This is a genomic window from Rhizobium sp. CCGE 510, assembly GCF_000292525.1.
GTDB lineage: Bacteria > Pseudomonadota > Alphaproteobacteria > Rhizobiales > Rhizobiaceae > Rhizobium.
Map to the genome: position 1 here is coordinate 387,930 of NZ_AEYF01000044.1, position 12,273 is coordinate 400,202.

10 protein-coding genes and 1 pseudogene are annotated in these 12,273 nt (G+C 62.6%); 8 read left to right on the plus strand and 3 right to left on the minus strand.

Features of this window, described 5'->3' with window-relative positions:
• The first annotated feature begins 84 nt into the window (after positions 1 to 84).
• The 5 genes from RCCGE510_RS21945 to RCCGE510_RS21965 all read left to right on the plus strand — a co-directional run bounded on the left by RCCGE510_RS21945 (position 85) and on the right by RCCGE510_RS21965 (position 5,975).
• Positions 85 to 1,251, plus strand: a complete 1,167-nt coding sequence (locus tag RCCGE510_RS21945) for an ABC transporter permease (RefSeq protein ID WP_007633610.1) — start codon at positions 85 to 87, stop codon at positions 1,249 to 1,251.
• On the plus strand, positions 1,248 to 2,192 hold the full coding sequence (locus RCCGE510_RS21950) for an ABC transporter ATP-binding protein (protein WP_007633612.1): 945 nt from the start codon (positions 1,248 to 1,250) through the stop codon (positions 2,190 to 2,192). The genes RCCGE510_RS21945 and RCCGE510_RS21950 overlap by 4 nt, the downstream gene beginning before the upstream one ends.
• Entirely contained in the window at positions 2,189 to 2,938 is a 750-nt protein-coding gene (locus RCCGE510_RS21955) for an ABC transporter permease (RefSeq protein WP_007633615.1), read from the plus strand. Before RCCGE510_RS21950 ends, RCCGE510_RS21955 begins: the two co-directional genes overlap by 4 nt.
• 96 nt (positions 2,939 to 3,034) lie before the next feature.
• Positions 3,035 to 3,430, plus strand: coding sequence for a VOC family protein (locus RCCGE510_RS21960; protein ID WP_007633617.1), 396 nt, complete (start codon positions 3,035 to 3,037; stop codon positions 3,428 to 3,430).
• Positions 3,431 to 3,518: 88 nt separating this feature from the next.
• Positions 3,519 to 5,975 (plus strand): glycoside hydrolase family 2 protein, encoded by a 2,457-nt coding sequence (locus RCCGE510_RS21965; RefSeq protein ID WP_007633619.1) that lies wholly within the window; start codon positions 3,519 to 3,521, stop codon positions 5,973 to 5,975.
• Between the two features lie 227 nt (positions 5,976 to 6,202).
• Here RCCGE510_RS21965 and RCCGE510_RS21970 read toward each other — a convergent pair whose 3' ends face one another.
• A complete protein-coding gene (locus RCCGE510_RS21970; RefSeq protein WP_007633624.1) occupies positions 6,203 to 6,595 on the minus strand; it encodes a PRC-barrel domain-containing protein in 393 nt (130 codons plus the stop codon).
• 230 nt (positions 6,596 to 6,825) lie between these two features.
• Between RCCGE510_RS21970 and RCCGE510_RS21975 the strand changes: the two genes are divergently transcribed.
• Positions 6,826 to 8,526 (plus strand): long-chain fatty acid--CoA ligase, encoded by a 1,701-nt coding sequence (locus RCCGE510_RS21975; RefSeq protein WP_007633626.1) that lies wholly within the window; start codon positions 6,826 to 6,828, stop codon positions 8,524 to 8,526.
• 138 nt (positions 8,527 to 8,664) lie between these two features.
• Entirely contained in the window at positions 8,665 to 10,290 is a 1,626-nt protein-coding gene (pgi, locus tag RCCGE510_RS21980) for a glucose-6-phosphate isomerase (RefSeq protein WP_007633629.1), read from the plus strand.
• 137 nt (positions 10,291 to 10,427) lie between these two features.
• Here pgi and RCCGE510_RS21985 read toward each other — a convergent pair whose 3' ends face one another.
• Together RCCGE510_RS21985 and RCCGE510_RS36075 are read right to left on the minus strand one after the other, a co-directional pair.
• Positions 10,428 to 11,576: an alpha-hydroxy acid oxidase gene (locus RCCGE510_RS21985; protein WP_007633630.1), complete on the minus strand. Its 1,149-nt coding sequence runs from the start codon at positions 11,574 to 11,576 to the stop codon at positions 10,428 to 10,430.
• A 105-nt stretch (positions 11,577 to 11,681) separates the two neighbouring features.
• A pseudogene (locus RCCGE510_RS36075) lies at positions 11,682 to 11,858 on the minus strand (acyl-CoA desaturase); the annotation flags it as partial.
• Between RCCGE510_RS36075 and RCCGE510_RS21990 the strand changes: the two are divergent.
• Positions 11,836 to 12,231: a metalloregulator ArsR/SmtB family transcription factor gene (locus RCCGE510_RS21990; RefSeq protein WP_240539682.1), complete on the plus strand. Its 396-nt coding sequence runs from the start codon at positions 11,836 to 11,838 to the stop codon at positions 12,229 to 12,231. The pseudogene RCCGE510_RS36075 and the gene RCCGE510_RS21990 sit on opposite strands and share 23 nt — an antisense overlap.
• Positions 12,232 to 12,273: the final 42 nt, after the last annotated feature.

Consider the following 12,273-nt stretch of genomic DNA (forward strand, 5'->3'; position numbering starts at 1 on the left):
TCACTCGCTCCGCCCGATTGCGGGCGGAGCCTCTCTTTAATGGTAGGTTTGGCCGGACGGGATTGCTCAGACAGGGTTGATTTGATGGAAGAAACCTCAGCGGTCCGCAGGCTGGACCGGCTCGGCGTGGTTCTGGTGGCCGGCGGCATCGCGGCGACGGCACTGATGCCTTTCATCTACGTCAAGGCGAACCGGATCGCCGCCGGCAAGCCGATGCTGCTGACGCAGCTTCTTCCCCAGCCCTCCGTCATTATCCTCACCATCCTGCTCGTTCTCACCGCTTTCGCCACGCTGTTGCTGCGCAACGCCCTTGCCCGGCTTGCCATCGCCACACTCTGCCTTGCGGCGCTGATCGTTGCGATCGGCCTCACCTCGACGGCAGCGACGCCACCGGGCAGCACGGTGGCGCGGATGACGCCCGGCGGTGGTTTCTGGGCGCTGTTTGCGGTGATCGGGCTCGTCATCTCCGATGCACTGGTGAAAATCCGGCTGGCGCCGTGGATGCGGGTCGCAGCCCTTGCGGCCTATGCGGCGCTGCTTTTCCTCTCGCTTTCCTCCGGCCTGCTCGACAGCCTGTCGATCATGAAGGAGTTCTCGACGCGGGCGCCGCAGTTCGAGACGGAAGCGATCTCGCATCTGCTGCTAGCCTTCGGCTCGCTGGCCATCGCCATCATTCTCGGCCTGCCGCTCGGCATCCTCTGCTTCTGGGTGCCAAAGCTGCGGGCTATCGTGCTGCAGGGGCTCAGCCTCGTCCAGACGATCCCGAGCCTGGCGCTCTTCGGCCTGCTGATGCTGCCGCTCGGCTATCTCGCCACCCATGTGCCGTTCGCCGCCGCGATCGGCATTCGCAGCATCGGCACGGCGCCGGCGTTGATCGCACTGGTGCTCTATTCGCTGCTGCCGATCGTCGCCAACACCGTCGTCGGCCTTGAGGGCGTCGACCCCTCGGTGCGGGATGCCGCGGCCGGCATGGGGCTGACGCGCCGGCAGATCCTCACCGGCATCGACATGCCGCTTGCCTTTCCCGTCATCCTCACCGGCATCCGCATCGTGCTGGTGCAGGCAATCGGCATGGTGACGATCGCGGCGCTGATCGGCGGCGGCGGCTTCGGCATCTTCATCTTCCAGGGGCTCGGCCAGACGGCCATGGACCTGGTCCTGCTCGGCGCCGTGCCGACCGTGTTCTTCGCCTTCTCATCGGCCGTCATCCTCGATGCGGTCATCGACAGCATCCGGGGATCCGCCGCATGAGCATGATCGAGATCAGGAACGTCACCAAACGCTACGGTGCTGCCACCGTCGTCGACAATGTCTCGATGCGCGTCGAGAAAGGCGAGATCACCGTCATCGTCGGCACGTCGGGTTCCGGCAAATCGACACTGATGCGGATGATCAACCGGCTGGTGCCGATCACCGAAGGCGAGATTTTCGTCGGCGGGCAGAATGTCATCGACGTCGAGGTGACCGAGCTTCGCCGCAAGATCGGCTATGCCATCCAGGGGCACGGCCTGTTTCCGCACCGGACCGTGGCGCAGAATATCGCCACTGTACCACAGCTTCTCGATTGGGATTCGGCCCGTATCGCCCGCCGGGTGGAGGAATTGCTCGGGCTTTTCAACCTCGATCCGGCCACTTTCGCCGACAAATATCCGCATCAGCTCTCCGGCGGCCAGCAGCAGCGCGTCGGTGTTGCCCGGGCGCTGGCGGCCGAACCCGAACTGCTGCTGATGGACGAACCCTTCGGGGCGCTCGATCCGGTCATCCGCGGCAAGGCGCAGGACGATCTCCTGGCGATCCAGAAGCAGTTCGGCACCACAGTCATTCTCGTCACCCACGACATGGACGAGGCCTTCCATCTCGGCAACCAGATCGCGGTGATGAGCGAGGGCAGGCTGCTGCAATGCTCGACGCCGGAAAAGATCCTCACCGAACCCGCCGATCCCTTCGTCCAGCAATTGACCGGCACCTCCGATCGGGCGCTGAAGCTGATGTCGCTGCTGCCGCTGAGGGAGAGCATGGAACCGGCCAAGAGCGGCCTCGCCTATGCCTTGCCGCAGTCGCTCAGTCTGCGCGATGCGCTGGCCGAAATGATCTGGCAGGGCGTCGACGAGGCGACAGTGCAGGACGGTGAGAAGGCGCCGGTGGGATCGATCTCGATGACGCGGCTTCTCGAACTGGGCCGCAAGGCATGAAACTCGTCGTCGCCAATCTTTTCCGCCTGGCGGCGCTGGTCTTGCTGCTGATCCTGCTGTTCAGGACCGAGTGGCTTTCCTTCCTGCTCGTGCCGCTGACCAGCAACAATGCGCCTGCCGTCTATACGCAGAACAGTCTCGCCTCGCTGGCCGCCGGGCATCTGCAACTCGTCATTGGATCGATCGCCTGCAGCGCCGTGCTCGCCGTTGTCGGCGGCATCTTCGTGACGCGGGAAAGCGGCGCCGACTTCCTGCCGCTGTCGCGCGCTATCGCCAATGCCGGGCAGACCTTTCCGCCGGTCGCGGTGCTGGCGCTCGCCGTTCCCGCCACCGGCTTCGGCGCCATGCCGACGCTGATCGCACTGTTTCTCTACGGCCTGCTGCCGATCTTCGAAAACACCGTCGCCGGCCTGAAGCAGGTGTCGCCGCAGGTTCTCGATGCCGCCGACGGCATGGGCATGAACGGCACCCAGCGGCTGTTCCGCGTCGAGCTGCCGCTGGCCCTGCCGCTGATCCTCGAAGGGCTGAAGGTCGCGACCGTGATCAATATCGGCACGGCGACGATCGGCTCGACGGTGGCGGCAAAGGGCCTCGGCGAGGTGATCATCGCCGGGCTGATATCGGACAATACCGCCTTCATCCTGCAGGGCGGGCTGATCGTCGGCCTGATGGCGGTGCTGATCTATGACGCCATGGGCATGGTCGAAGCGGCGATCACCCGAAGAATCGGCTTGCGCACGGCGTAAGGGAACGGGTACCAAGACTGCCGTAATTCAAAGTGCTACAGCGTCCTTTGCTCGTCTAAAAAGACGTGCGGCGCTGTCGTGCAATGGGAGGCAGACTTGGCGAAGATGATCCACTCGATGATCCGTGTTCTCGACGAGGCGCGCTCGGTCGAATTCTATGGCAAGGCGTTCGGCCTTTCGGTCGCCGACCGCGTCGATTTCGACACCTTCACGCTGATCTATCTAAGCAATACCGAGACCGGCTTCGAGCTGGAACTGACGGTCAACAAGGGCCGGACCGCGCCCTACGATCTGGGCAATGGCTATGGCCATCTCGCGGTTTCGGTCGACGAAGTCGCCATCGAGCGCCAGCGCCTGTCGAAACTGGGGCTCAATCCCGGCGAGCTGGTGGAGCTCAACCGCGACGGCAGGCTGTTCGGCCTGTTCTTCTTCATCAGCGATCCCGACGGCTACAAGATCGAAGTGCTGCAGCGCCACGGCCGGTTTCTCTGACAGATCTGACGCCGCGCCCGATCGCGGCGGCACCCTTCCCAGAACACCTCATCCCACAGTTTCGAGCGGCATAAATCAGGAGCCATCCATGATCGAGAAGACCACGCTCACTTCCGGCTGGACGCTCTCCTGCAACGATACAGCAAGGCCTGGCCTGCCTGATGCCATCCCCGCAACGGTGCCGGGCTGCGTGCATCTCGACCTTCTCGCCAACCGGCTGATCGCCGATCCCTACATCGACGTCAACGAGATCACCAATGACTGGATCGGCAAGGTCGACTGGACCTATCGCTGCACCTTCGAAGCGACCCCTGACGATGGCAGGGTGCAGGAGCTGGTCTTCGACGGGCTCGATACGATCGCGTTGATCGCGCTCAACGGCGAAGAGATCGGCCGTACATTCAATATGCACCGCAGCTATCGTTTCGATGTTTCGAGACTGCTGAAAGCCGGCCAGAATGAGCTCACCGTTACCTTCCGTTCCGCCTATGCCTATGGCGCCGAGATGGAGAGACATTACGGCTACCGTCCCAACAATTATCCGGGACCGGGCAATCTGATGCGCAAGATGGCCTGCAATTTCGGCTGGGACTGGGGGCCGACGCTGGTGACGGCGGGCCTCTGGAAACCGGTCAGATTGGAAAGCTGGGATCGGGCGCGGCTTGCCGAGACACGGGTGTCGGCCACGCTTGCCGGCGGCGACGGGCTGGTGAAGATCCATGCCAGATTGGCGCGCCATAACGACGGGGCGGCTTGCCGGCTTGTCGCGACGATCGGCGGCGCCACGACGACGGTAGCGATCGGCGCTGGCGAAGACGAGGTTTCCTTCGAGCTTATCCTACCGTCGCCAAAACTCTGGTGGCCGCATCATCTCGGCGCGCAGCCGCTCTATCCCCTGACGCTTGAGCTCGTCGACGGTGCCAGCGGCGATCTGCTTGATAGCTACCAGCGGGAACTCGGCTTCCGCTCTTTGCGGCTCGACACCTCGGCCGACGTGCATGGTTCGGCCTTTACCTTCGTCATCAACGACGTGCCGCTGTTCGTCGCGGGCGCGAACTGGATACCCGACGATTGTTTCCCCTCGCGGGTGACGGCCGAGCGTTATGCCGCGCGCATCGACGAGGCAAAGGCCGCCAACATTCATATGCTGCGCGTCTGGGGCGGCGGCATCTTCGAGACCGATGAATTCTACGAAGCCTGCGACCGCATGGGCATGCTGGTCTGGCAGGATTTCCTGTTTGCCTGCGCCGCCTATCCTGAGGAGGAGCCGCTGAGGAGCGAGGTCGAGGCTGAAGTGCGCGACAATGTCGTGCGGCTGATGCCGCATGCCAGCCTGATCCTCTGGAACGGCAACAACGAGAACATCTGGGGCTTCGACGAATGGGGTTGGCGGCCGATCATCAAGGCTGATGAAAGCTGGGGGCTCGGCTATTATCTCGACCTGCTGCCGAGACTCTGCGCTGAACTCGATCCCGACCGGCCCTATTATCCCGGCAGCCCCTATTCCGGCTCGATGGAGATCGAACCCAATGCCGACGGCCATGGCTGCAAACATATCTGGGACGTCTGGAACGATGTCGGCTACGAAGTCTATCGCAACTATATCCCGCGCTTCTGCTCCGAATTCGGCTGGCAGGCGCCGGCCGCCTGGGCCACGATCGAAGAGAGCGTGCACGACGCGCCGCTGACGCCGCAATCGAACGGCGTCTTCCACCATCAGAAGGCCACCCAAGGCAACGACAAGCTGATCCGCGGCCTTGCCGGCCATCTGCCGGAGCCGAAGACGATGGACGACTGGCACTTCGCCACCCAGCTCAACCAGGCCCGCGCCATCCGCTTCGGCATCGAGCACATGCGTTCTCACCGCGATATCTGCAAGGGCGCAGTGGTCTGGCAGTTCAACGACTGCTGGCCGGTGACCTCATGGGCGGCACTCGATTCAGCCGGGCGCCGCAAGCCGCTCTGGTATGCGCTGAAGGCCGCCTATGATCCACGCCTGCTGACCATCCAGCCGCGCGGCGACAGTCTTTCGGCAGTGGCGGTCAATGAACGCACATTGTTCTGGCGGGCAAAGATCGCCGGCAGACGCCTGAGGCTCGACGGCACCGTGCTTGCCGAATTCGAATTCTGGCGGCTGCTCTGCGACCGTTTCGAGGCCAAGGAATTTCCGCTGCCCGAAGATATCGTCAGGCCAGACTTACCGAAGGACGAGGTCATCGTCGTCGAGATGCTCGACAGGCGGGCCCTTCATTATTTCGTCGAGGATATCGAGCTTGCCCTGCCGGCGCCGCGTCTGAGCGTCGATGTCACAGCGATCGATGGCGGGTTTGCGGTTGCGGTAACTGCTGAGAGTTTCCTGAAGGATCTCTGCCTGATGGCGGATCGGCTGGACCCGGATGCCGTTGTCGATTCGATGCTGGTGACGCTGCTGCCGGGCGAGAGCCATGTGTTTGCGGTCAGGACGATCAAGGTGATATCCGCCGATGACATTGTCGTCGGCACGGTTTTGCGGTCGGCCAATGATCTTGTGGCAGGGTCGCGGTAGGGGTTGCCCCTCACCCTAACCCTCTCCCCGTAAACGGGGCGAAACGGGGAGAGGGGACGTGCCCTGCGAGAGGTTGGCGGGGGACGGAGAGTTCGCGGCTATCCCCCTTCGCCCCGTTTACGGGGAGAAGGTGCCGGCAGGCGGATGAGGGGCTGACCCGCGGTAAACCGCCACACCAAAAGGCCCCGCACTCGCGGAGCCCTTCCAGTTCGGCCGATCGAACGAGATTACATCCAGTAGGGCGGCACGCCGTAGTAGTCATAGACCCGGCGGCCATTGTCGTTGTACCAGCTGTCGTCATCGTCCGCGTAGCTCGGTGCGCCTTCGATCTGTTCCTTGGTCAGGTCGATGCGATAGCCATCCAGCTGGGTGTCGTAGTTCAGCTTTTCCCAGGGAAGCGGATAGTGATCGTGGCCGATGCCGAGGAAGCCGCCGAAGCTCAGTACGGCATAGGCGACGCGGCCGTCGAGTTTACCGATGATCAGACGTTCGATCGAGCCGATATGCTTGCCATCGGCGCCATAGACACGGGTGCCTTCGACACGGTCGCTGGCGATCAGCGAATGCGTGCTCTTCGCGTTCGGGTCACGGCGGTTGGCGTCAGTTTCCTGATTGAGCATTGTGCATCTCCTTTGGTTCCTCACGGGGTACCTAGACAACGTGGCGCTATACTCAAAGTTCCGCTGCTCGAACGGGCCATTATTGACGTTTACGTCAAGGTTAGTATAGCTTCAATTCGGCTTGAACCATTCGAGCAATGGCATAAGCTGCCGGACTGGAAGATGGAGGATCTTTCCGGTCGATCTGCCGACCGATCGTCGGCGCGGCGGCCGCAGGGGAGAGAGACACGATGAACAGCATTTCCGTCCATCCGAACGGCGCCAGGCCTGAGAAGCCCTGGCTTGCCGCCTATCCCGCTATGGTTCCGGCCGAACTCCCGCCGCTGGAATATGCCTCGCTGGCGGAACTGCTGGAAAAATCCTGTGCCCGCTACGCCGACCGGACCGCCTTTGCCAGCATGGGCAAGGCAATGAGCTATCGCGACTTGGAGAGCCAGACGCGCAAGGTCGCCGCTTGGCTGCAGAGCACCGGCCTTGAGAAGGGCGACCGCGTCGCCGTGATGATGCCGAACGTGTTGCAGAACCCGGTCGCGACCTATGCCATCCTGCGGGCCGGCCTCGTCGTCGTCAACGTCAACCCGCTCTATACGCCGCGCGAACTCGAGCACCAGCTGCGCGATTCCGGCGCCAAGGCGATCTTCGTGCTGGAGAATTTTGCCCGCACGGTCGAGCAGGTCTTGAACAAGACCGACCTCAGACATGTCGTCGTCACCTCGCTCGGCGACATGCTGGGGGTCAAGGGACTGATCGTCAATTTCACCGTGCGCAAGGTGAAAAAGCTCGTTCCGGCCTGGTCGATCCCTGAGCACAAGAGCTTCGCCCAGGTGCTGCGCGAAGGTGCGAAAAAAGGCCTCCAACCGGTCACACTTGCGGGCAGCGACATCGCCTTTTTGCAATATACCGGCGGCACGACCGGCGTTGCCAAGGGTGCGGTGCTGACGCATGCAAACCTGCTTGCCAACAAGCTGCAGCTGTCGCTCTGGCTGCGCTCGGCCTTCGAGCGGAAGAAGCAGCCCGAGGTGCTGAATTTCCTCTGCGCCCTGCCGCTCTACCACATCTTCGCGCTGACGGTGAATTCGCTGATGGGCATGTCGCTCGGCGCCCGCAACATCTTGATCGCCAATCCGCGCGACATTCCCGGCCTCGTCAAGGCATTCGGCAAGTCCGATGTGCATATTTTCCCCGGCCTCAACACGCTGTTCAACGCGCTGATGAACAATGCCGATTTCGCCAAGCTCGACTTCTCGCCGCTGATCATGTCGCTCGGCGGCGGCATGGCGGTGCAGCGCCCGGTTGCCGAACGCTGGCTGAAGATCACGGGGACGCCGGTGACGGAGGGATACGGCCTTTCCGAGACCTCGCCGGTTGCCACCGCCAACCGTTTCGATTCGGCTGAATTCACTGGCACGATCGGCCTGCCGATGCCCTCCACCGACCTCGATATCCGCGACGAGGACGGCCATTCGCTGCCGCTCGGCGACGTCGGCGAGATCTGCATCCGCGGGCCGCAGGTGATGGCCGGCTACTGGCAGAAGCCGGAGGAAACGGCGCGGGTGATGACGGAGGACGGCTATTTCCGCTCGGGCGACATGGGCTACATGGATGACCGCGGCTTTACCAAGATCGTCGACCGCAAGAAGGATATGATCCTGGTTTCAGGCTTCAACGTCTATCCGAACGAGATCGAGGAAGTCGCCGCCATGCATGCCGGCATCCTCGAAGCGGCGGCGATCGGCGTGCCGGACGGGCATTCGGGCGAAGCGGTCAAACTCTTCGTGGTCAGGAAGGACCCGAAGCTGACGGAAGCCGAGGTGAAAGCCCATTGCATCGCCAACCTCACCAACTACAAGCGCCCACGCTTCATCGAATTCCGCACCGAACTGCCGAAGTCGCCTGTTGGCAAGATCCTGCGCAAAGACCTGCGCGGCTGAATTTGACAATCTGATGAAATCGACGGCCATCCGCCTGCCGCGGGTGGCTTTTTTGTATCCGGAGTGGCGGCTGAACTTGATTTGCCCCCGATAAAGCGAATAGTTTCCGCAACCTTTCCGCCTCTAGAGGAGCCTCCCATGAACGCCATCGTCGAACAGCTGAAAAGCACCGCTGATGCCACCAAGGCAACCGATATCCGTGCCGCCTTCGCCTCCGATTCCGCGCGCTTTTCACGCTTTTCCGTTTCGCTTGACGACCTGTTGATGGATTTTTCCAAGACGGCGGTGAACGACGACATCCTCAAGCTGCTGGTCAAGCTTGCCGAAGAGGGCGGCGTCGAAAAGAAGCGCGAGGAGATGTTCTCCGGCAAGGCGATCAATTTCACCGAGGATCGCGCCGTTCTGCACACGGCGCTGCGCAATCGCTCCAACACGCCGGTTCTGGTCGACGGCAAGGACGTCATGCCCGACGTCAATGCGGTGCTTGCCGCCATGGGCAAGTTTGCCGACGACATCCGCTCCGGCACACTGAAGGGCGCCACCGGCAAGGCGATCACCGATGTCATCAATATCGGCATCGGCGGCTCGGATCTCGGCCCGGTGATGGCAACGCTGGCGCTTGCCCCCTTCCATGACGGCCCGCGGGCGCATTTCGTCTCCAACATCGACGGCGCCCATATCGCCGATATCCTCAAGCTGGTGCAGCCTGAGACAACGCTGTTCATCGTTGCCTCGAAGACCTTCACCACCGTGGAGACGATGACCAATGCGCAGACGGCGCGCAAGTTCATCGCCAAGGCGCTCGGTGAAGCGGCTGTGCAACACCACTTCGCCGCCGTCTCGACGGCGCTCGACAAGGTTTCCGCCTTCGGGATCGACAGCGCCCGCGTCTTCGGCTTCTGGGACTGGGTCGGCGGTCGCTACTCGATCTGGTCGGCGATCGGCCTGCCGCTGATGATCGCCGTCGGCCCGGATAATTTCGGCAAGTTCCTCGATGGCGCCCATGCCATCGACAATCACTTCCGTAAGGCACCGATTACCGAGAACCTGCCGATGCTGCTCGGCCTGATCGGTTTCTACCATCGCAACGTGCTCGGCTATTCGACCCGCGCCATCCTGCCCTACGACCAGCGCCTGTCGCGCTTTCCCGCCTATCTGCAGCAGCTCGACATGGAATCGAACGGCAAGGGCGTCACCATCGACGGCACGCCGGTCGAGGGCAATTCCGGCCCGGTCGTCTGGGGCGAGCCCGGCACCAACGGCCAGCACGCCTTCTATCAGCTGATCCATCAGGGCACGAGCATCATCCCGGCCGAATTCATGATCGGCGCCAACGCTTTCGAGCCCGAACTGCGCCATCAGCACCAGCTGCTGATCTCCAACGTTCTCGCCCAATCGGAAGCGCTGATGAAGGGCCGCAGCTTCGACGAAGCCAAGAAGCAGCTGACCGACAAGGGCATGGACGACAAAAAAGCCGATTTCATCGCCCCGCACCGCGTCTTCACCGGCAACCGGCCGTCGATCACCTTCGTCTACGACAAGCTGACGCCCTATGCTCTCGGCCGCCTGATCGCGCTTTACGAACACCGGGTCTTCGTCGAAGGCGTGCTCTTCCGCATCAACTCCTTCGACCAGTGGGGCGTCGAACTCGGCAAGGAACTGGCGACCGGCCTGCTGCCGGTTGTCGAGGGCAAGGAGAGTGCGGCATCGCATGATTCTTCGACGCAGGGCCTGGTTGCGGCGCTGGCGAAGCTTGCGAAGTAGGCGTTTTGGACTGCCCCTAACCCTCGCCCCGCTTGCGGGGTGAGGGGACGTGCCATACGTGATGTAGGCGTGGGACGAGAGGTCGCGGCTTGTCCGGAAGGACGGTGGCGGCAGCCGGATGAGGGGCGGACCCGGCCTCAGGAGCGGAAGCGCAGGTTCCGCCGGGTCAGCTGGCTGACCGAGGTACAACCCATCAGCTTCATGTCGCGCTCGATCTCGGTGCGTATCGTCTGCAGCGCCCGTTCGACGCCGGGCTGTCCGGCAGCGGCCAGCGGGAAGAGATAGTAGCGGCCGAGGCCGACGGCCTTTGCCCCGAGCGACAAGGCCTTGAGAACATGCGTTCCCCGCTGCACGCCGCCATCCATCATGACGTCGATGCGATCGCCGACGGCATCGACGATCTCGGCCAGCTGGTCGAAAGCGCTGCGCGAGCCGTCGAGCTGGCGCCCGCCATGGTTTGACAGCACGATCCCGGTGCAGCCGATCTCGACCGCACGCTTGGCGTCTTCGACCGACATGATGCCCTTCAGGCAGAATTGCCCACCCCAGGCGCGCACCATTTCCGCCACGTCGTCCCATGACATCGAGGGGTCGAGCATTTCGGTGAAGTATCGGCTGATCGACAGCGAGCCGCCGTCCATCTTGACGTGGTTTTCGAGCTGCGGCAGCCGGAAGCGCTCATGCGTCAGCCAGTCGATCGCCCAGGAAGGTTTGATGGCGAACTGGGTCATGCCGGCGAGATTGAGCTTGAAGGGAATGGCAAAACCGGTGCGCTTGTCGCGCTCGCGGTTGCCGCCGGTGATGCTGTCGACCGTCAGCATCATGGCCTGCACACCGGCATTTTTCGCCCGCGCCATCATCTCGTGGTTGAGGCCGCGGTCCTTGTGGAAATAGAACTGATAGATTTGCGGCCCGTCGCTGATCTGCCGGGCTTCCTCCAGGCTGATCGTGCCGAGCGAGGAGACGCCGAACATTGTGCCGTGTTTTGCCGCCGCTGCCGCGACCGCCCGCTCCCCCTGGTGGTGAAAAAGCCGCTGCAGCGCCGTCGGCGAGCAATAGACCGGCATGGCCAGCTTCTGGCCCATGACCGTCACCGACATGTCGACCTCGGCCACGCCCCTCAGAACGTCGGGCACCAGATCGCAATTTTCGAAGGCCGCGGTATTGCGCCGATAGGTCACCTCGTCATCGGCGGCGCCATCGATATAGTCGAAGATCGGTCCGGGAAGACGACGTTTGGCCATGCGCCGGAAATCGTGAAAATTGTAGCAGTCTGTAAGGCGCATCTTTTGCTCGACCCGTTTGCTTTCGGGCCGCAACCTAAAGCACGATTCGAAAGCTTGCCAAGGCTTCATCGTGCGATTTACGGCTTGTTGGAGAGGATATCGCACTCATGGACGAGATTCCGCCTGACCCGCCGCGTGAGATGGCGAATGACTGCCACCGGCGGTTTCGGATACCTCGACGCGCCTCAAGCCTCGCCGTGGCACGATCATGTGCCGGAGCTTGATCGCCGACGCCAGACCGAGCCTTGCCAGCAGGCGGATGAAATACCATCCGAGGTCGAGACTGGATTTGGAAAACGAAGTTTTCCACGACAGGACGGAAGACAGCTCCGTCAACGCTGCCCAGCGGATATTCCACGCGCTTTCCAGTGCGCCACGGCGCAAGATCCTCGCCTATCTCTCGGCATCCGGCCTGACGGCCGGCGAGATCGCTGACCGTTTCAGCATGTCGAAGCCGGCCGTTTCGCAGCATCTTTCCATCCTCGAAACGGCGGGGCTGATCAGGCGAGAGAAACAGGGGCAGTTCGTCCACTATTCCCTGATCGAGAACAATCTCGTCAATACGCTCAACGGCTTCGTGCAGGAGGTCTGCCCGGTCTGTCGGCCGATCAAGAAAGAAAGCCAGGCGCGCGCCCGCGTTAAAGACCTGCCCTGAGCACTGGGCACGATGCAGGCGTGGTCGAACCGGCCGACGCCG

Bases quoted from the DNA above. Each gene is read 5' to 3' on its own strand.
- RCCGE510_RS21970 (WP_007633624.1), bottom strand. From the start codon at position 6,595: ATGCTCAATCAGGAAACTGACGCCAACCGCCGTGACCCGAACGCGAAG.
- RCCGE510_RS21965 (WP_007633619.1), top strand. From the start codon at position 3,519: ATGATCGAGAAGACCACGCTCACTTCCGGCTGGACGCTCTCCTGCAAC.
- RCCGE510_RS21945 (WP_007633610.1), top strand. From the start codon at position 85: ATGGAAGAAACCTCAGCGGTCCGCAGGCTGGACCGGCTCGGCGTGGTT.
- RCCGE510_RS21950 (WP_007633612.1), top strand. From the start codon at position 1,248: ATGAGCATGATCGAGATCAGGAACGTCACCAAACGCTACGGTGCTGCC.
- RCCGE510_RS21990 (WP_240539682.1), top strand. From the start codon at position 11,836: ATGAAATACCATCCGAGGTCGAGACTGGATTTGGAAAACGAAGTTTTC.
- RCCGE510_RS21955 (WP_007633615.1), top strand. From the start codon at position 2,189: ATGAAACTCGTCGTCGCCAATCTTTTCCGCCTGGCGGCGCTGGTCTTG.
- RCCGE510_RS21975 (WP_007633626.1), top strand. From the start codon at position 6,826: ATGAACAGCATTTCCGTCCATCCGAACGGCGCCAGGCCTGAGAAGCCC.
- pgi (WP_007633629.1), top strand. From the start codon at position 8,665: ATGAACGCCATCGTCGAACAGCTGAAAAGCACCGCTGATGCCACCAAG.
- RCCGE510_RS21985 (WP_007633630.1), bottom strand. From the start codon at position 11,576: ATGCGCCTTACAGACTGCTACAATTTTCACGATTTCCGGCGCATGGCC.